Origin of the sequence: Zavarzinia compransoris (assembly GCF_003173055.1) — a bacterium.
GTDB lineage: Bacteria > Pseudomonadota > Alphaproteobacteria > Zavarziniales > Zavarziniaceae > Zavarzinia > Zavarzinia compransoris.
On the sequence record NZ_QGLF01000002.1, the window covers coordinates 656,694 to 673,705 of the forward strand.

Annotated in this window: 19 protein-coding genes and 1 riboswitch; of the genes, 10 read left to right on the forward strand and 9 right to left on the reverse strand. The window is 66.8% G+C overall.

The features are described 5' to 3' along the window. Positions 1-132: 132 nt before the first annotated feature. The gene (locus DKG75_RS08910) at positions 133-333 is read right to left on the reverse strand and encodes a CsbD family protein (RefSeq protein WP_109920729.1); all 201 of its coding nucleotides are present in this window, start codon (positions 331-333) and stop codon (positions 133-135) included. Between the two features lie 12 nt (positions 334-345). Continuing rightward, positions 346-750, reverse strand: a complete 405-nt coding sequence (locus tag DKG75_RS08915) for a PRC-barrel domain-containing protein (protein ID WP_109920730.1) — start codon at positions 748-750, stop codon at positions 346-348. A 473-nt stretch (positions 751-1,223) separates the two neighbouring features. Between DKG75_RS08915 and ffh the strand changes: the two genes are divergently transcribed. The 8 genes from ffh to leuB all read left to right on the forward strand — a co-directional run bounded on the left by ffh (position 1,224) and on the right by leuB (position 8,175). Continuing rightward, positions 1,224-2,639: a signal recognition particle protein gene (gene ffh, locus DKG75_RS08920; RefSeq protein WP_109920731.1), complete on the forward strand. Its 1,416-nt coding sequence runs from the start codon at positions 1,224-1,226 to the stop codon at positions 2,637-2,639. A 46-nt stretch (positions 2,640-2,685) separates the two neighbouring features. After that, positions 2,686-3,042 (forward strand): 30S ribosomal protein S16, encoded by a 357-nt coding sequence (gene rpsP, locus DKG75_RS08925; protein ID WP_109920732.1) that lies wholly within the window; start codon positions 2,686-2,688, stop codon positions 3,040-3,042. A gap of 27 nt (positions 3,043-3,069) precedes the next feature. Continuing rightward, entirely contained in the window at positions 3,070-3,666 is a 597-nt protein-coding gene (gene rimM / locus DKG75_RS08930) for a ribosome maturation factor RimM (protein ID WP_109920733.1), read from the forward strand. Next, complete coding sequence (trmD, locus tag DKG75_RS08935) at positions 3,663-4,421, forward strand: tRNA (guanosine(37)-N1)-methyltransferase TrmD (protein WP_109920734.1); 759 nt, start codon at positions 3,663-3,665, stop codon at positions 4,419-4,421. The genes rimM and trmD overlap by 4 nt, the downstream gene beginning before the upstream one ends. 5 nt (positions 4,422-4,426) lie before the next feature. Next, positions 4,427-4,813, forward strand: coding sequence for a 50S ribosomal protein L19 (gene rplS / locus DKG75_RS08940; RefSeq protein ID WP_109920735.1), 387 nt, complete (start codon positions 4,427-4,429; stop codon positions 4,811-4,813). 111 nt (positions 4,814-4,924) lie between these two features. Next, positions 4,925-6,328, forward strand: a complete 1,404-nt coding sequence (leuC, locus tag DKG75_RS08945; RefSeq protein ID WP_109920736.1) for a 3-isopropylmalate dehydratase large subunit — start codon at positions 4,925-4,927, stop codon at positions 6,326-6,328. Positions 6,329-6,346: 18 nt separating this feature from the next. Further along, positions 6,347-6,958, forward strand: coding sequence for a 3-isopropylmalate dehydratase small subunit (gene leuD / locus DKG75_RS08950; RefSeq protein WP_109920737.1), 612 nt, complete (start codon positions 6,347-6,349; stop codon positions 6,956-6,958). A gap of 104 nt (positions 6,959-7,062) precedes the next feature. Further along, a complete protein-coding gene (gene leuB / locus DKG75_RS08955) occupies positions 7,063-8,175 on the forward strand; it encodes a 3-isopropylmalate dehydrogenase (protein WP_109920738.1) in 1,113 nt (370 codons plus the stop codon). Between the two features lie 117 nt (positions 8,176-8,292). On the opposite strand, the gene argE is transcribed toward leuB, so the two are convergent. From argE to metZ, 4 genes are all read right to left on the reverse strand, one after another. Further along, positions 8,293-9,462 (reverse strand): acetylornithine deacetylase, encoded by a 1,170-nt coding sequence (argE, locus tag DKG75_RS08960; RefSeq protein WP_243746477.1) that lies wholly within the window; start codon positions 9,460-9,462, stop codon positions 8,293-8,295. A gap of 74 nt (positions 9,463-9,536) precedes the next feature. Then, entirely contained in the window at positions 9,537-10,220 is a 684-nt protein-coding gene (folE, locus tag DKG75_RS08965) for a GTP cyclohydrolase I FolE (protein WP_109920740.1), read from the reverse strand. A 131-nt stretch (positions 10,221-10,351) separates the two neighbouring features. After that, a complete protein-coding gene (gene apaG, locus DKG75_RS08970; protein WP_109920741.1) occupies positions 10,352-10,744 on the reverse strand; it encodes a Co2+/Mg2+ efflux protein ApaG in 393 nt (130 codons plus the stop codon). Positions 10,745-10,816: 72 nt separating this feature from the next. Beyond that, positions 10,817-12,025: an O-succinylhomoserine sulfhydrylase gene (gene metZ, locus DKG75_RS08975; protein WP_109920742.1), complete on the reverse strand. Its 1,209-nt coding sequence runs from the start codon at positions 12,023-12,025 to the stop codon at positions 10,817-10,819. A 68-nt stretch (positions 12,026-12,093) separates the two neighbouring features. Further along, a riboswitch (SAM riboswitch) is annotated at positions 12,094-12,169 on the reverse strand. Between the two features lie 134 nt (positions 12,170-12,303). On the opposite strand from metZ, the gene DKG75_RS08980 reads away from it, so the two are divergent. After that, positions 12,304-12,696: a YidB family protein gene (locus DKG75_RS08980; RefSeq protein ID WP_109920743.1), complete on the forward strand. Its 393-nt coding sequence runs from the start codon at positions 12,304-12,306 to the stop codon at positions 12,694-12,696. Between the two features lie 119 nt (positions 12,697-12,815). Beyond that, complete coding sequence (locus tag DKG75_RS08985) at positions 12,816-13,604, forward strand: thioesterase family protein (protein ID WP_109920744.1); 789 nt, start codon at positions 12,816-12,818, stop codon at positions 13,602-13,604. Between the two features lie 12 nt (positions 13,605-13,616). Here DKG75_RS08985 and DKG75_RS08990 read toward each other — a convergent pair whose 3' ends face one another. From DKG75_RS08990 to DKG75_RS09000, 3 genes are all read right to left on the reverse strand, one after another. After that, the gene (locus tag DKG75_RS08990; RefSeq protein ID WP_109920745.1) at positions 13,617-15,263 is read right to left on the reverse strand and encodes an NAD-dependent malic enzyme; all 1,647 of its coding nucleotides are present in this window, start codon (positions 15,261-15,263) and stop codon (positions 13,617-13,619) included. A 224-nt stretch (positions 15,264-15,487) separates the two neighbouring features. Next, positions 15,488-16,012: an inorganic diphosphatase gene (gene ppa, locus DKG75_RS08995; RefSeq protein WP_109920746.1), complete on the reverse strand. Its 525-nt coding sequence runs from the start codon at positions 16,010-16,012 to the stop codon at positions 15,488-15,490. Between the two features lie 67 nt (positions 16,013-16,079). Next, on the reverse strand, positions 16,080-17,000 hold the full coding sequence (locus DKG75_RS09000; protein ID WP_133636833.1) for a DMT family transporter: 921 nt from the start codon (positions 16,998-17,000) through the stop codon (positions 16,080-16,082). Positions 17,001-17,012: the final 12 nt, after the last annotated feature.

A 17,012-nucleotide genomic window follows, 5' to 3' on the forward strand; every position in this document is an offset into this window, starting at 1 on the left:
TCCCGGCGGCGGCCGTTTCGGGCAGACTGCCCGCCGGGGGGCGGGTTTCCCCTTCACCCCGCCCCTCCCCCGAATGGGGCGAGGGATGGCGAGGGGCGGGGCAAGGGGGAGGCGTCTGTCCCTGACGGTCGCTTAACGCAGCGATTTCATCCAGTCGGCGACTTCCTGCTCGGCCGCCTCCCGGGTCTTGCCGTAGCGCTCCTGGATCCGGCCGACCAATTGGTCGTGCTTGCCCTCGGCGACGGTGAGGTCGTCATCGGTCAGGCGGCCCCATTTCTCCTTCACCGTGCCGCGCAACTGCTTCCAATTGCCTTTCAGGATATCGCTGTTCATGGGTGTCCTCCTTTAGTTCAGCTGGATTTCCGGCAGGGCCTTCAACTGCTCCGCCGTGGCTGCGATCTGGACCCGGACCTCGCCCCGGTCGATCGGGGTGACGGTCAGTTCGGCCAGCGAAATCGCCACCTGCTTGTCGCCGACGCCCAGGAAGCCGCCGACCGAAATGATCGCGGCGCTGACCGTATTGTTCTCGCCGATCACGAGGTCGGTCACTTCGCCGACCTTCTCGCCGACCGCATTGGTGACCTCGGCGCCGATCAGGTCGTTGGCGCGGATGGCGGACGTGCTGCCGATCGCGCTTTCGCTGGCGGCCGCGGGGGGCGCCGCCGGCGACAGGGTCTCGGCCGCGAGGGCGGGGACTGCGGCCCCGGCCAGGATGGCGGCAAGGGCGGCGGCGGTAATCGTCTTTCTCATCTGTTCCTCCTTACTTCATCGACCTGTTCAGGTCGTGTTTGACCCAGGGGACGGGCCTGCACGAAGCCGGGGGTGAATAAGGCTGCCCGGCTGATGAATTGGCGTGCTGTATCGATCAGCAACGATGAGGAAATGCCGCGCCCCGCCGGAAGGTTCCCGAAAAAATTACTGGACGCCGGCAATCGGTCATATGGACGAGACTTCGGAGTATCGATCGAAATATTGCCATATTTCGGGGATATAGCGCGGGGAAATCCCCCTGTTCTCTATGGGAATATATCTGGCGCCGATCCTGGCGCGCGGGGGCCGGCGGCGGCCATCGCCAGACTCGATTTGACAAGCCGGCCGGTTTCGGACATCTTCCGCCATCTTCGACGGATTTATATATCCGCCGCGCCTACGGGCGTCCGCCGGTCAGCGAGTGTTCGCCCGCCGGCGCCCTTGGTGTTTGTGTAAGGGAATCGGTCCAGAGCATGTTCGAGAGCCTTTCCGATCGTCTTTCCGACGTCTTCGGCCGCCTGACGAAAAAGGGCGCGCTGACCGATTCCGACGTCTCGGAAGCGATGCGCGAAGTCCGCCTCGCCCTGCTCGAGGCCGATGTCGCCCTGCCCGTGGTCAAGGATTTCGTCGCCGCCGTCAAGGAGAAGGCGATCGGCCAGGATGTGGTCCGGTCGGTGACGCCGGGCCAGATGGTGATCAAGATCGTCCACGATCACCTGGTCGAGGTGCTGGGCGGCACCGACAGCCCGGACCTGGACCTGAACGCGGCGCCGCCGGTGCCGATCATGATGGTCGGCCTCCAGGGCTCGGGCAAGACCACGACGACCGGCAAGATCGCCTATCGCCTGACCCATCGGGACAAGAAGAAAGTCCTGATGGCCTCCCTCGACACCCGGCGCCCGGCGGCGCAGGAACAGTTGAAGGTGCTGGGCGAGCAGGCGGGTGTCGCCACCCTGCCCATCATCGCCGGCCAGAACCCGGTCGATATCGCCCGGCGCGCCCTGACCGCGGCCCGTCTGCAGGGCTATGACGTCGTCATTCTCGATACCGCGGGCCGCCTGCATATCGACGAAGCCCTGATGCAGGAAATCGAGGCAGTCAAGCGCGAGACCAACCCGCATGAAGTGATGCTGGTGGCCGACAGCCTGACCGGCCAGGACGCGGTCACCGTCGCCAAGCAATTCCACGACCGCATCGGCCTGACCGGCATCGCGCTTACCCGCGTCGACGGCGACGGCCGCGGCGGTGCGGCGCTGTCGATGCGGGCCGTCACCGGCGTGCCGCTGAAGCTGATGGGTCTCGGCGAAAAGCTGGATGCCCTCGAGGTCTTCCACGCCGACCGTATCGCCAACCGCATCCTCGGCATGGGCGATATCGTCACCCTCGTCGAAAAGGCGGCGGAGACCATCGACCAGCAGGAAGCCGAGAAAATGGCGGCCAAGCTGGCGAAGGGCACTTTCGACCTCGACGACCTCGCCCAGCAATTGCGCCAGATGCGCAAGATGGGCGGCATGCAGGGCATGCTGGCCATGCTGCCCGGCGTCGCCAAGGTGAAGGACCAATTGGCCAAGGCCAATCTCGACGACCGCCATATCAAGCGCCAGGAGGCGATCATCTCGTCGATGACGCCGAAGGAGCGCAAGAACCCCCAGATCATCCAGGCGAAGCGCAAGATCCGCATCGCCAAGGGCTCCGGCACCTCGGTGCAGGAGGTGAACAAGCTGCTGAAACAGCACCAGCAGATGGCCGACATGATGAAGCGCATGGCCAAGCTCGGCAAGAAGGGCATGATGCGCGGCGGCCTTGGTGCCCTGTTCGGCGGCGGCGGCGGCATGCCGCCCGGTTTCGGCGGCCCCGGCGGCGGTTTCCCGCCCGGCGGCCTGAAGTAATCCCAATCTTTGAACCCATTCCGAATTGACGAGAGAGGAATCCTAGATGTCCGTTTCCATTCGCCTGTCGCGTGGCGGTGCCAAGAAGCGTCCCTACTACCGCATCGTGGTCGCCAGCAGCCGTTCGCCGCGTGACGGCCGCTTCATCGAGCGCCTGGGCACCTATAATCCCCTGCTGCCGCAGGACCATGCCGAGCGCCTGACCCTGAACGAAGAGCGCGTGAAGTACTGGCTGTCCCAGGGCGCCCAGCCGACCGACCGCGTGGCCAAGTTCCTCGGCTACAAGGGCATCACCGCGGCCCCGGCGGTCTCGGAGCAGCCGAAGAAGTCGGCCCCGAAGGCCAAGGCCCAGGAACGCGCGAAGGCCGCGGCCGAAGCCGCCGCTGCCGCCGCCGAGGCGTGATCTGACGCTTAGCCGAGCACTCTCGTCATGATCGCCCCGAAGAAGACAGCGCCGAAACCCGGCACCGCGGCTCCCGCGGTGGACGGGCCCGGCTATGTCTGCGTCGGGGCGGTGGCGGGCGCCCACGGCATCCGGGGCGAGGTGAAGGTGAAACCCTTTACCGAGGATCCCATGGCCGTCGGCGGTTACGGTCCGGTGCTGACCAGCAAGGGCCTGACCCTCGAACTCCAGCCGCTCCGCGTGCAGGGGACGGCGGTGGTGGTGCGGATCGACGGGGTGGACGACCGGAACAAGGCCGAGGCCCTGCGCGGCCAGCGCCTCTATGTCCCGCGCGCCGTTCTGCCCGAGCCGGACGAGGATGAATTCTATCACGCCGATCTGCTGGGCCTGCCGGTGCTGGACGGGGCGGGAACGCGCCTCGGCACCGTGGCGGCGATCCAGGATTTCGGCGCCGGCGACATGATCGAGGTCGCCTTCGATGGCGGCGGTTCCGCCTTCCTGCCCTTCACGCGGGAGGTCGTGCCGGGCGTCGATCTCAAGGCCGGCCATCTGGTCGCCGTGCCGCCGGAAGGCTGGCTCGACGTGCCGGACGAGGAAAACGGCGAAGCGGGGGCGGGCGCATGACCGCAGCCCCCTGGACCGCCCGCGTGCTGACCCTGTTCCCGGAGATGTTCCCCGGGCCCCTCGGCCATTCGCTGGCCGGGCGCGCCCTGGAGCGCGACCTGTGGCGGCTGGAGGCGCGGGATATCCGCGCCCATGCCCTGGATCGCCACCATATGGTGGACGATACGCCCGCGGGCGGCGGCCCCGGCATGGTGATGAAGCCGGATGTCATCGCCGCGGCGGTCGACGCGGCCCGCGCCGGCCTTGCCGCCCCGACCCTCTATCTCTCGCCCCGGGGCAAGCCCCTGGCGCAGGACCGGGTGCGGGAACTGGCCGAAGGGCCGGGCGTCATCCTGCTGTGCGGGCGTTTCGAGGGCGTCGACCAGCGGGTGATCGACGGCCGCCAGCTCGAAGAGGTTTCGATCGGCGATTTCGTCCTCTCCGGCGGCGAGCCGGCGGCGCTGTGCCTGATCGACGCCGCGGTCCGCCTGATCCCGGGCGTGATGGGCGCGGCCGAGACCCTGGCGGAGGAGAGCTTCACCGGCGATCTCCTCGAATATCCGCATTACACGCGGCCGCAGGAATGGGAGGGCCGGCGCGTGCCGGAGGTCCTTCTTTCCGGGCATCACGGCCGCATCCATTCCTGGCGCCGCGAGGAAGCCGAACGGCTGACCCGCGAACGCCGGCCCGATCTCTGGTCGCGTTACCTTGCCCGCAAGGGGCAGGGGATGCGATCGCCCGACACGCACCCTATTTCTGTTTCTCGAAAGGACTGATCCCCATGACCAACATCATCGACCAGCTCGAGGCCGAGCAGATCGCGGCGGTCACCGAAGGCAAGACCATCCCGGCGTTCCGCCCGGGCGACACCGTGAAGGTGAACGTGAAGGTCGTCGAAGGCACCCGCGAGCGCATCCAGGCTTTCGAAGGCGTCGTCATCGCCCGCAACAACAAGGGCGCCAACGCGTCCTTCACCGTGCGCAAGATCTCCTACGGCGAAGGCGTGGAACGCGTGTTCCCGCTCTATTCGCCGCGCCTCGATTCGATCCAGGTCGTGCGCCGCGGCAAGGTCCGCCGCTCGAAGCTCTATTACCTGCGCGATCGTCGCGGCAAGTCGGCCCGCATCGTCGAGAAGGTCGACCGCCGCGAAGGCGCCAAGGCCGAGTAATCCGGCCGCCCGTCCGTCCTTTCGCCGGCCCGGCGGCTTTGTCGCCGGGCCTGGGCGGCCGGGGCTCGAGTTATTGCATGACGGCCGTTTTGACGGCTCAAGGAACGGAAAATGTCAGGTCCGCGCACGCTCTACGACAAGATCTGGGACAGCCATCTGGTTGAAATGTCGGAGGACGGCACCGGCCTCCTCTATATCGACCGGCATCTCGTGCACGAGGTGACCAGCCCCCAGGCTTTCGAAGGCCTGCGCATGACCGGCCGCAAGGTCCACCGCCCGGAAGCGACGCTGGCGGTGCCCGATCATAACGTGCCGACGACCGACCGTTCCAAGGGCATCGCCGATCCCGAATCCGCCCTGCAGGTCTCGACCCTCGAGGCCAACTGCAAGGAATTCGGCGTCGAATATCTCGGCATGGAAGATATCCGCCAGGGCATCGTCCATATCGTCGGCCCCGAACAGGGCCTGACCCTGCCGGGCATGACCATCGTCTGCGGCGACAGCCACACGGCGACCCATGGCGCCTTCGGCTCGCTCGCCTTCGGCATTGGCACCTCCGAGGTCGAGCATGTGCTGGCGACCCAGACCCTGATCCAGAAGCGTTCGAAGAACATGCGGATCACGGTCGACGGCGATCTGGCGCCGGGCGTCACCGCCAAGGACATCGTGCTGGCCATCATCGGCCGGATCGGCACCGCGGGCGCCACCGGTTACGTGGTCGAATTCGCCGGCTCCGCCATCCGCGGCCTGTCCATGGAAGGCCGCATGACCATCTGCAACATGACGATCGAGGCGGGCGGCCGCGCCGGCCTGATCGCGCCGGACGAGATCACCTTCGCCTATGTCGCCGGCAAGCCCCGCGCGCCCAAGGCCGGCGGTTTCGAACAGGCGGTCTCCTGGTGGAAGACGCTGGCGACCGACGACGGCGCCGTCTTCGACAAGGAAATCGTCCTCGACGCCGCCGCGATCGTGCCGCAGGTGACCTGGGGCACCAGCCCGGAAGACGTGCTGCCCATCACCGCCGCCGTGCCGAACCCCGCCGATGTGGCGGACGAGGGCAAGCGCGTGGCGATCGAACGCGCGCTCGCCTATATGGGCCTGACCCCGGGCACGCCGCTGGAAGAGGTGAAGATCGACCGGGTCTTCATCGGTTCCTGCACCAACGGCCGGATCGAGGACCTGCGCGCCGCCGCCGCCGTCGCCAAGGGCCGCAAGGTGGCGTCCCATGTCGGCGCCATGGTGGTGCCGGGTTCGGGCCTCGTCAAGGAACAGGCGGAAGCCGAGGGGCTGGACAAGATCTTCATCGAGGCCGGCTTCGAATGGCGCGAGCCGGGCTGTTCCATGTGTCTTGCCATGAATGCCGACCGGCTGGAGCCGGGCGAGCGCTGCGCCTCGACCTCGAACCGCAACTTCGAGGGTCGCCAGGGCCGCGGCGGCCGCACCCATCTGGTCAGCCCGGCCATGGCGGTCGCGGCGGCGGTCACCGGCCATCTAGCCGACATCCGCAAGCTCTGAGCGGGAGGAGGTAACACCATGCAGCCCTTCAAGACGCTGGCCGGCATCGCCGCCCCCCTGCCCCTGATCAATATCGACACCGATATGATCATCCCGAAGCAGTTCCTGAAGACGATCAAGCGCACCGGCCTCGGCGTCAATCTGTTCGCCGAGATGCGCTATGACGACCAGGGCAACGAAAACCCGGATTTCGTGCTGAACCAGCCGGCGTGGCGGAAGGCGGAAATCCTGGTCGCCGGCGCCAATTTCGGCTGCGGTTCCAGCCGCGAGCACGCGCCCTGGGCGATCCTCGATTTCGGCATCCGCTGCGTCATCGCGCCGAGCTTCGCCGACATCTTCTACAACAACTGCTTCAAGAACGGCATCCTGCCGATCGTCCTGCCGCAGGAACAGGTCGACCTCCTGATGGACGACGCCCGGCGCGGCGCCAATGCCGTCGTCAGCATCGACCTGGAACGCCAGGAGATCACGGGCCCCGACGGCGGCAAGATCAAGTTCGACGTCGATCCCTTCCGCAAGCATTGCCTGCTCAACGGGCTCGACGACATCGGCCTGACGCTCGTGAAGAAGCCGGAGATCGACAGCTTCGAAGCCCGGCAGAGACTGTCCCAGCCCTGGCTCTACGTCTGAGGCGGCAGGATTGACCCCGGACCGCCGTCGAGGCGGATCCGGGGTTTTTCGTCGATGCGGCCCCATCCGCGCGGGCCCGCATCCATCAAATCGAGGAAATGAAAATGGCCACCAAGGGCAAGCTCCTGATCCTGCCGGGCGACGGCATCGGTATCGAAGTGATGCGGGAAGTCCGCCGCGTGATCGACTGGCTGGCCAAGCGCCGCGGCATCGAATTCGAGACCGAGGAAGCCCTGGTCGGCGGCTCGTCGATCGATGCCTACGGCAAGCCGGTCACCGATGAAACCATGAAGATCGCGCTTGAGGCCGATGCGGTGCTGCTCGGCGCCGTCGGCGGCCCGAAGTGGGACAGCCTGCCGTTCGAGGTGAAGCCGGAACGCGGCCTCCTGCGCCTGCGCAAGGACCTTGGCCTGTTTGCCAACCTGCGTCCGGCGCTGTGCTTCGACGCGCTGGTCGATGCCTCCACCCTGAAGCCGGAAATCGTCCGCGGCCTCGATATCATGATCGTGCGCGAACTGACCGGCGGCGTCTATTTCGGCACCCCGCGCGGCATCGAGACCCTGGCCGACGGCTCGCGCCGGGGCGTGAATACCCAGGTCTATACGACCGAGGAAATCCGCCGCGTCGCCCGCGTCGCCTTCGACATCGCGCAGAAGCGGAACAACAAGGTCACCTCGTCCGAGAAGGCCAATGTGATGGAATCGGGCATCCTGTGGCGCGAGGAAGTCACCTTCGTGCACGACCAGGAATTCCCGGGCGTCGAACTCAGCCATATGTATGCCGACAATTGCGCCATGCAGCTGGTCCGTAACCCCAAGCAGTTCGACGTGATCGTCACCGACAATCTGTTCGGCGACCTGCTGTCCGATGCCGCCGCCATGCTCACCGGCTCCCTCGGCATGCTGCCCTCGGCCTCGCTCGGCGCTGCCGACGAGAACGGCAAGCGGAAGGCGATGTACGAGCCGGTCCACGGCTCGGCCCCGGATATCGCGGGCAAGGACCTAGCCAACCCGATCGCCACCATCCTCTCCTTCGCCATGGCGCTGCGCTATTCCTTCGACCTCGGCGAGGAAGCGGGCCTGATCGAGAAGGCGGTCGAGAATGTGCTGGCCGGGGGCTTGCGCACCGGCGACATCATGCAGCCGGGCATGGCCAAGGTTTCGACCGGCGTGATGGGCGAATCCATCATCCGCGCCCTCGACAAGCTCTCGGCCTGAGCGGCGGCGGGTTTCCCCTCACCCAACCCTCTCCCCGAAGGGGCGAGGGCTTGCAGCCCGCGTGGTCGGGCTCCCTCGCCCCCTTGGGGGAGAGGGTTGGGGTGAGGGGGTAATCTCTCAATTCACGCAGACGCGGTCGGCGAGCTTCCGCAGGAAAGTGACGCAGGCGTCCATCTGCTCGATCGCCACGAATTCGTTCGGGCGGTGGGCCTGGAGGATGTCGCCGGGGCCGCAGATCACGGTCGGGATGCCGTGGACCTGGAAGATCCCGGCCTCGGTGGCATAGGAGACCGCCAGCGTATCGTTCACGCCGGCCAGCGCCTTGGCCAAGGTTTCGGCGGCGGAACCGGGATCGGGGCTGAGGGCCGGCGTGATCGAGCGCGGCATGGTAGTGACGGCGGCGATGCCGGGAGCCTTTTCCTCCATCGCCGGCAGCACCTTGGTGCGCACGTGCTCCTCGAAGCGGCGGATCGGCTCGTCCGCGTCGGTGCCGGGCAGGGAGCGGTATTCCCAGACGAACTGGCAATGGCGCGGGATGATGTTCACCGCGGTGCCGCCGTGGATGGTGCCGACCGACAGGGTGGTGAAGGGCGGCGTGAAGCGGCCGGTGGCATCGCCCCGGGCCTTCAGCTCGTCGCCGAGGCCGGCCAGGAAGCGGATGAGATCGGCCGCGACCATGATCGCATTGACGCCGATATGGGTGGCGCTCGAATGCGCCTCGAGCCCGGTGACCGTGGTGACGAAGGAGCGGATGCCCTTGTGGGCATCGACCACCTGCATCATCGACGGCTCGCCGACGAGGCAGAGGCGCGGCTTCGGGTGATGGGCGAGGACATGGGCGATCAGCCCGTGGACGCCGAGGCAGCCGACCTCCTCGTCATAGGAGAAGGCGAGGTGGATGGGTTCCCGCAGGCCCCGCTCCAGGAATTCCGGCACCAGGGCGAGGCAGCAGGCGACGAAACCCTTCATGTCGCAGGTGCCGCGGCCGTAGAGCCGGCCGTGCTGCTCGGTCACGGTCCAGGGGTCGGTGTCCCAGTCCTGGTCGTCGACGGGCACCACATCGGTATGGCCGGAGAGGATGACGCCGCCCGCCGTCTTCGGGCCGAGGGTGGCATAGAGATTGGCCTTGGCGCCGCCGTGGTCGAACACCAGTTCGCTGTCGACGCCGTGGCCGGCCAGATAGGAGCGGACGAAATCGATCAGGTCGAGATTGGAATTCCGGCTCGTCGTGTCGAAGGCGACGAGGCGCCTCAGCATCTCGATCGCGTCCATCCGTTCACCGGCCATTGCTTCCCCTCCAGACGGCAACGCCCGCTCCCCGGTGGGAAGCGGGCGATTCTCGCGCTGCACTATACCTGAAATCAGGCGCCGACGCTGGAGGCCGGATTGCCGATGATGGTCAGGAATTCGCGCCGGGTGAGCGGATCGTGGCGGAAGGCGCCCAGCATGCGCGAGGTGACCATGGAAACGCCCGGCTTGTGCACGCCGCGCGTGGTCATGCATTGGTGCTGGGCTTCGATGACGACGGCGACGCCGCGCGGCTGCAGCACCTCGTCGATCGAATTGGCGATCTGCGCCGTCAGCTTTTCCTGGACCTGGAAACGCTTGGCATAGGCATCGACCACGCGGGCGAGCTTGGAAATACCCACCACCCGGTTCTTCGGCAGATAGGCGACATGGGCCTTGCCGATGATCGGCACCATATGGTGCTCGCAATGGCTTTCCAGGCGGATGTCCTTCAGGACGATCATCTCGTCGTAGCCTTCGACTTCCTCGAAGGTGCGGTTCAGCATTTCGACCGGATCGGCATCATAGCCGGCGAAGAATTCCTCATAGGCGCGGGCGACGCGGGCGGGCGTATCGACCAGGCCCTCGCGGTCCGGGTCGTCGCCGGCCCAGAGCAGCAGGGTGCGGATCGCGGATTCCGCCTCTTCCCGGCTGGGGCGGTCGGTGCGCGCCTTGCCGAGGACGAGGTTGGATTCGCGGCCCCGGGCCTTGGCGCCCGCCTTGTCGTCGCCGAGCTTCAGGGTGGGGGTGATGGTCATTGTCTTCCCTTTCGTTCGGGGGCGTCTCCCCCCGTGTTTCCGGGCCCCAATCGTCATTGCCGGCCGGTATTCGATTCCGTTCTACGCAAACAACGCCGGCCGGATCAGCTGGCCGTGGCCGGCTGATCCTGTCAATTGAGACGGATCGGGTGGTGCGGGCTGTCCAACGAAAAGGCCGGGATCTCGACCTCGAAGGATTCCCCTGCCGCCGTTTCCATCCGGTAGGTGCCGAGCATGATGCCCGACGGTGTGGCCAGCGGCGTGCCGCTGGTATACTCGAAACGCTCGCCGGGTTTCAGCACCGGCTGTTCGCCGACGACGCCCGGCCCGCGCACTTCCTGGACCCGGCCGAAGCCATCGGTGATCCGCCAGTAGCGGTCCCGCAGCTGCACGGTTTCCGGCCCCTGGTTCTCGATCTGCACCCGATAGGCCCAGACGTAATAGTTTTCGTCCGGGGAGGACTGGTCCTCCAGGAACGTGGGCTTCACGGATACGCGGATCGCACGGGTCGTCTTGTCGTACATCGCTTCGTCATATTGTTGGCCCCCCGGCGAAAGTCCAGGGGGCGCGGGGAAACATAGCGTTTACGCCGAACCTCAGCCGATGGCCCGATCCAGATCGTCGATCAGGTCGTCCGCGTCTTCAAGCCCGACCGAAAGCCGCATGAATCCTTCGGTAATGCCCAGATGCTGGCGTTCCGCCGCCGGCAGGCGCTGGTGCGTGGTCGAGGACGGATGGGTGATCAGGCTCTTGCTGTCGCCGAGGTTATTGGAAATATCGATCAGCTTCAGGCGGTTCATCAGGGCGAAGGCGCCGGGCCGCCCGCCCTCGACCTCGATGGTGACGACCGAGCCGCCCTTGCCCGACATCTGGCGCAGCGCCAGTTCGTGCTGGGGATGCGAGGCAAGGCCCGGATAGGCGACGTTGCGGATGCGGCCCCGCTCCTTGGCCTCGTCGAGGAAGCGGGCGACCTTCAGGGCATTGTCGCAATGGCGCTGCACCCGCAGGTCCAGGGTTTCCAGGCCCTTCAGCAGCAGCCAGGCATTGAAGGGCGACAGCGACGGCCCGGTATGGCGCATATATTGGTTCAGGTACTGGTCGAAGAAATCCTGGCCGCACAGGATGGCGCCGCCAAGACAGCGGCCCTGGCCGTCGATATGCTTGGTCGCCGAATAGACGACGACGTCGCAGCCATAGTCGAACGGCCGTTGCAGGATCGGCGTCGCGAAGACATTGTCGATGACGACGCGGGCCCCCGCCGCATGGGCAAGCTCCGACACTGCGGCGAGGTCGATGACGTCCAGGGTCGGATTGGCCGGGGTTTCGAGGAAGACCACGGTCGCCGGGGTCTTCAGCGCCGCGGCCCAGGACGCGAGATCGGCGCCTTCGACGTAATCGACCGTCACGCCGAATTTCGGCAGGAATTCGTCGAGAATGACGCGGCACGAGCCGAACAGGGCGCGGGCGGAGACGACCCGGTCCCCGCTCTTCAACTGGCACATCAGGGCGGCATTGACCGCGGCCATGCCCGAGGATGCGGCCCGGGCCAGCGGCGCGCCTTCGAGGATCGCCATCCGTTCCTCGAACATCGCCGTCGTCGGGTTGCCCAGGCGCGAATAGGTGAAGCCCGCCTGTTCGCCCTTGAAGCGGGCCTCGGCGTCTTCCGCGGTATCGTAGCGGAAGCCGGAGGTCATGAAGATGGCTTCGCTGGTCTCGCCGAAATCGGAGCGGTTGGTGCCGCCGCGCACCAGCCGGGTCGCCAGTTTCCAGGTATCCGCCACATCCCTCGGGGTATGCCGTGCCATTTGAACTCGATCCTCTCGCCCCCCGCGGTCCACCCGCGGCCCGGGCACAAAAAAACCCGGCCGTGGCCGGGTTCCTTCCCCCGGCGTTTTAGCGGTTTTTAACGTGGCCGCAAGCCAGCCGGCTCAAATCCCACGGAAGGGAGCAACGTTACGCCCCAAGGACGAAGCCCGTCAATGGCGGAGGCAAGCCGTGTGAATACCGCCGGCTCGAAGTAATCCTTGCGTCATCCACCCGGCATAGAGTCAGGATCTTGGGCCATGACCGAGGAGAGACAGACATGGACATCATTCAAACCGGCATCCAGCTGCTGAAGCAGTATTTCGGCGACAAGGTCGATGTGGACGCCATCGGCGGCGCCCTCCGCGGCCTGCTGGGCGGCGAAGGCGGCCAGGTCGACCTGGCCGGGCTGGTCGGGCGCTTCACGTCCCAGAGCGGGCTTCAGGGCCTGGTCGGCTCGGTGCTCGGCGGCGGCGAGGCCGGCGGGAGTTTCGATCCCTCGAAAATCCTGGCGGTCTTCGGCGCCGACAAGGTTTCAGGCTTCGCCCAGCAGCTGGGGGTGAGCACCGACGAGGCCGCGGGCGGCCTGTCGGCCGTGATCCCGCAATTGCTGGGCAAGGTGACGGGCGGCGAGGACGGCGGCCTGCTCGGTTCGTTCAAGAAGATTTTCTGACGGGCGGGGGAGGGCCGGGGCGTGCAGGCGCTTGCACGGCCCCGGCAGGCTGTTTCATTCGTGGCCCGAATTATTGTAGGGTCGAAGACAGACAGCCTATAACGACGACGGCCGAGGACATGACCACTTTCACCGAATTGCTGGCCAGCATCACCGAGCGCGAAGAGCGTTTCACCACCAGCGTGACCGAGGATTGGGCGCAGGGGCGGACGCTCTACGGCGGCGCTTCCGGTGCCCTGTGCCTGGCGGCGGCGCTGCGCCGCTTTCCCGACCTGCCGCCGCTGCGCGCCGCGCAATTCGCCTTCGTCGGGCCGGCCGCCGGGGTGCTGGAGATCAGCCCGGCGATCCTGCGCCAGGGCAAGTCGGCGACCTTCGTCGGCGTCGATCTGGCGGGGGAGGCGGGGCCGGCGGCCCGGGCCCTGTTCTGCTTCGGCGCAGGCCGGGACTCCGCGGTCACCTTCAACCGGCTGCCGGCCCCCGCGGTGCCGGCCCCGGAAGACTGCGAAGACTTTTTCCGGGGCGGGCCCCGGCCGAATTTCGCCCATCAGTTCGAGGTGGTGGGCGCCGGCGGCAGCGTGCCCTTCTCGATGGCGGACGTGCCCGAATATGTCCTCTGGCTTCGGCACAAGGACCGGGCGGCGCCGGCCGATCTGGTCTCGCTCGTCGCCCTGGCCGACATGCCGCCGCCCGCCGCCATGGTGCGCTTCCCGACATTCGGGCCGATCAGCACCATCACCTGGGCGATGGAAATCCTGAACCCGCCGCCGGCCGACCAGGACGCCTGGTTCCTGATGACCAGCCGGGCCGAGGATGCGGGGGCCGGCTATTCGTCCCAGGCGATGAACATCTGGGCCGCCGACGGCACGCCCCTGGTGGCGGCGCGCCAGTCGGTCGCCCTCTTCGTCTGAGGGCGGCGCCGGTCAGGCCAGTTTCTTGTAGACCGGCCGCCACATGCGCGAGCGGATGTAAAGCTCGATATCCTCGGGCTCGGGCACGCGGGCCTGGCCTTCGCGGAAGATTTCCGCGGCGACCTTGACCGCGACCTTGACCGAGGCTTCGAGGATGCCCGACAGCGGCGGATAGATCAGGCCGGCGTCGAGATCGGCGTCGGTCACCTGTTCGGCGACGGCCCGCGCCGCGGTGATGAACATGCCGTCGGTCACCCGGCCGGCCTCGGTGGCATAGACCGCGAGGCCGACCGCCGGGAAGATATAGACATTGTTGCCCTGGCCGGGCACCAGCGTCTTCTCGCCGATGCGGACCGGCGGGAACGGGCTGCCGGAGGCGAAGATCGCCCGCCCCCCGGACCATTTGTAAGCCTCTTCCGCCGTGCATTCGGCGTGGCTGGTCGGGTTCGAATAGGGGAAGACGATCGGGCGCTCGTTCAGGCGCGCCATGGCCTCGATCACCTCCTGGGTGAAGGCCTTGGCGACGGCGGAAACGCCGATGATGCCGGTCGGCTTCAGGGCTTCCACCGCCTCGACGAAACTCTTCAGCTGCGGGCCCGGATGGGCGAAGGGGCGCTGGAAGCTGGCCAGGTCGTTGCGGCTTTCGACCACCAGGCCCTCGATGTCGAAGAGATGGCAGCGGGCGCGGGCGTCCTCGATCGAGATGCCGTCCTGCGCCATCACCTGGGACAGGAGATTGGCGATGCCGGTCCCCGCCGAGCCGGCGCCGAGGAACAGGAAACGCTGCTCGCGCAGGGGTTTCCCGGTGATGCGCAGCGCCGCCAGGACGCCGGCGACGGCGACGCCGGCGGTGCCCTGGATGTCGTCGTTGAAGCACGACACCCGGTTGCGGTAGCGCTCCAGCAGGGGCACCGCATTCACATTGGCGAAATCCTCGAACTGGATGCAGCAGCGCGGGAACACTTCCTGCACCGCCATCACGAATTCCTCGAGGAAGTCGTCGTAATCCTTGCCGCGCACCCGGGCCTGCTTCAGGCCGAGATAGAGCGGATCGCGCAGCAGCCCCTCGTTGTTGGTGCCGACGTCGATCATCACCGGCAGGGTCATGCGCGGGGGCACGCCGGCGCAGGCGGTATAGAGATTGAGCTTGCCGATCGGAATGCCCATGCCGTTGGTGCCGAGGTCGCCGAGGCCGAGAATGCGCTCGCCGTCCGTCACCACGATGAAGCGGATGTCGCTTTCCGGCCAGTTGCGCAGGATCTCGGCGATGCGGCCCTTGCGGTTGATGCCGAGGTAGATGCCCTTGGGCCGGCGCATGATATGGCCGTAGGTCTGGCAGGCGGCGCCCACCGTCGGCGTATAGACGATGGGCATGAAGCGGACCGGGTCCGACATGATCGTCTTGTAGAACAGGGTGCGGTCGTTGTCGTGCAGCGACTGGAGGAAGATGTAGCGGCCCATGTCGGTCGACTTCTTGGCCAGTTGCAGCATGACGCGCTTCAGCCGGTTCTCGTCCGTGTCGATCCCCTCGGGCAGCAGGCCGATCAGCCCGAGCGCCTCGCGTTCCTCTTCCGAGAAGGCCGTGCCCTTGTTCAGCCGCGAGGTTTGCAGCAGGTCCATGCCAGTCGGGATGCCGCCCGGTCCTGGTGCCTTGGTCATTGGTCTTGTCTTTCTTGCCATCCGATCGGGTCAGGCGACGCGCGGGCCCCGGCGCGCGTCGGTCAGCCGCAGAGGTAGTGGACGGGCGCACCCCATGCAACAGCGCATTTGGTCGAAAGCGGCATCTCTCCCTGCCGTTGCGCAGAAATGAAAACGGGCGCCCGGTGGGGCGCCCGCTTCCATGCGAAAATGCACGGGTGTCGTAATATTCTTACGCCCGGTCCTTACTTCGCGGCGGCGATCGCATCCAGGATCAGCTTGTGGGTTTCCTCGACCCCGACCCACTTCACGATGGTCACCCACTTGCCCTTTTCCAGGTCCTTGTAGTGCTGGAAGAAGTGGGCGATCTGCTCGAGCAGGATGGTCGGCAGGTCCTCGTAGGACTTCACGTCCTTGTAGAAGGGGTGCAGCTTGTCGACCGGGACGGCGATGATCTTCTCGTCGGCGCCGCCTTCGTCCTCCATCAGGAGGGCGCCGATCGGGCGCACGCGGATGACCGAGCCGGCGATCACCGGCGACTGGCCGATCACGATCACGTCCGCCGGGTCGCCGTCGCCCGACTTGGTGTGCGGGATGAAGCCGTAATTGCCCGGATAATACATCGCCGTATGCAGGAAACGGTCGACGAAGAGGGCGCCGGAATCCTTGTCCAGCTCGTATTTCACCGGCACGCCGCCCTGCGGGATTTCGATGACGACGTTGATGTCGTCCGGCGGGTTCTTGCCGATCGCGACCTTGCTGATGTCCATTCTGGTCCCCCGGGACTGCGGAAACGAAAACGGCGCGGACCATAGCGCCCTTGGGCGAAGAAATCACCTAGCCAATAGCAGTATCACCACAGATCAATATCACCACACTGGCGACGATCAGCCCGGCGCCCAGATAGTCGCGCCCGGACGGCCGTTCGCGGAAGACGAAGACGGTCATCGCCAGGGTGAAGACGATCTCGATCTGGGCCAGGGCCCGGACATGGGCGACTGGTTCCAGCGTCATGGCCAGGAACCAGCCCAGCGAACCGGTGACCGACATCAGCCCGACCCCGGCCGCCGGGCCCCGCGCATGGCCGAAGGCACCGGCCAGCGCCCGGCGATCGCGCAGCAGCAGCACCATGCCCATCAGCGCCGTCTGCATCGCGGTGATCGCGGCAAGGGTGACCGAGGCCCGCACCAATTCGCTGCCGGAGGGCAGGGACAGGGCGGCGGCGCGGATGCCGATCCCGGACAGGGCGAAGAACAGGCCGGAGGCCAGGCCATAGGCGGTGGCCGGCTCGCGCCAGGCCCGGGACAGCGGGATGCGGGCGCCCCGGTTGCCGCTGGTGGTCAGGACGATGAGGCCGGCGAAGCCGATCGCGACCGCCAGCCAGCCGCCCGCGCTCAGCCCCTCGCCCATGACGGCCAGGGACAGGAGCGCGGCCTGGATCGTCTCGGTCTTCGAAAAAGTGGTGGCGACGGCGAAATTCCGCAGCGTATAGGCATGGATCAGGCAGCCGGTGGCGATGATCTGGGCGATGCCGCCCATCAGGCCGTAAAGCACGAAAGTGGCATCCGGCGCGGGCAGGCCGATGCCGCCCAAGGCGAGGCCGGCGACCAGCAGGGCGGCCAGCGGCGCGCCATAGACATAGCGGGCGAAATGGGCGCCGTTCTGGCCGATGATGCCGGTCAGGCGCTTTTGCTGTGCCGTGCGCAGGGTCTGCAGGGCGGCGGCCCCGACGGTGAGCGGCACCCATAAGCCGAACATGATCATTCCTTC

Coding starts and splice junctions, on each gene's coding strand:
- DKG75_RS08910 (WP_109920729.1), bottom strand. CDS start 333: ATGAACAGCGATATCCTGAAAGGCAATTGGAAGCAGTTGCGCGGCACG.
- DKG75_RS08915 (WP_109920730.1), bottom strand. CDS start 750: ATGAGAAAGACGATTACCGCCGCCGCCCTTGCCGCCATCCTGGCCGGG.
- ffh (WP_109920731.1), top strand. CDS start 1,224: ATGTTCGAGAGCCTTTCCGATCGTCTTTCCGACGTCTTCGGCCGCCTG.
- rpsP (WP_109920732.1), top strand. CDS start 2,686: ATGTCCGTTTCCATTCGCCTGTCGCGTGGCGGTGCCAAGAAGCGTCCC.
- rimM (WP_109920733.1), top strand. CDS start 3,070: ATGATCGCCCCGAAGAAGACAGCGCCGAAACCCGGCACCGCGGCTCCC.
- trmD (WP_109920734.1), top strand. CDS start 3,663: ATGACCGCAGCCCCCTGGACCGCCCGCGTGCTGACCCTGTTCCCGGAG.
- rplS (WP_109920735.1), top strand. CDS start 4,427: ATGACCAACATCATCGACCAGCTCGAGGCCGAGCAGATCGCGGCGGTC.
- leuC (WP_109920736.1), top strand. CDS start 4,925: ATGTCAGGTCCGCGCACGCTCTACGACAAGATCTGGGACAGCCATCTG.
- leuD (WP_109920737.1), top strand. CDS start 6,347: ATGCAGCCCTTCAAGACGCTGGCCGGCATCGCCGCCCCCCTGCCCCTG.
- leuB (WP_109920738.1), top strand. CDS start 7,063: ATGGCCACCAAGGGCAAGCTCCTGATCCTGCCGGGCGACGGCATCGGT.
- argE (WP_243746477.1), bottom strand. CDS start 9,462: ATGGCCGGTGAACGGATGGACGCGATCGAGATGCTGAGGCGCCTCGTC.
- folE (WP_109920740.1), bottom strand. CDS start 10,220: ATGACCATCACCCCCACCCTGAAGCTCGGCGACGACAAGGCGGGCGCC.
- apaG (WP_109920741.1), bottom strand. CDS start 10,744: ATGTACGACAAGACGACCCGTGCGATCCGCGTATCCGTGAAGCCCACG.
- metZ (WP_109920742.1), bottom strand. CDS start 12,025: ATGGCACGGCATACCCCGAGGGATGTGGCGGATACCTGGAAACTGGCG.
- DKG75_RS08980 (WP_109920743.1), top strand. CDS start 12,304: ATGGACATCATTCAAACCGGCATCCAGCTGCTGAAGCAGTATTTCGGC.
- DKG75_RS08985 (WP_109920744.1), top strand. CDS start 12,816: ATGACCACTTTCACCGAATTGCTGGCCAGCATCACCGAGCGCGAAGAG.
- DKG75_RS08990 (WP_109920745.1), bottom strand. CDS start 15,263: ATGACCAAGGCACCAGGACCGGGCGGCATCCCGACTGGCATGGACCTG.
- ppa (WP_109920746.1), bottom strand. CDS start 16,012: ATGGACATCAGCAAGGTCGCGATCGGCAAGAACCCGCCGGACGACATC.
- DKG75_RS09000 (WP_133636833.1), bottom strand. CDS start 17,000: ATGTTCGGCTTATGGGTGCCGCTCACCGTCGGGGCCGCCGCCCTGCAG.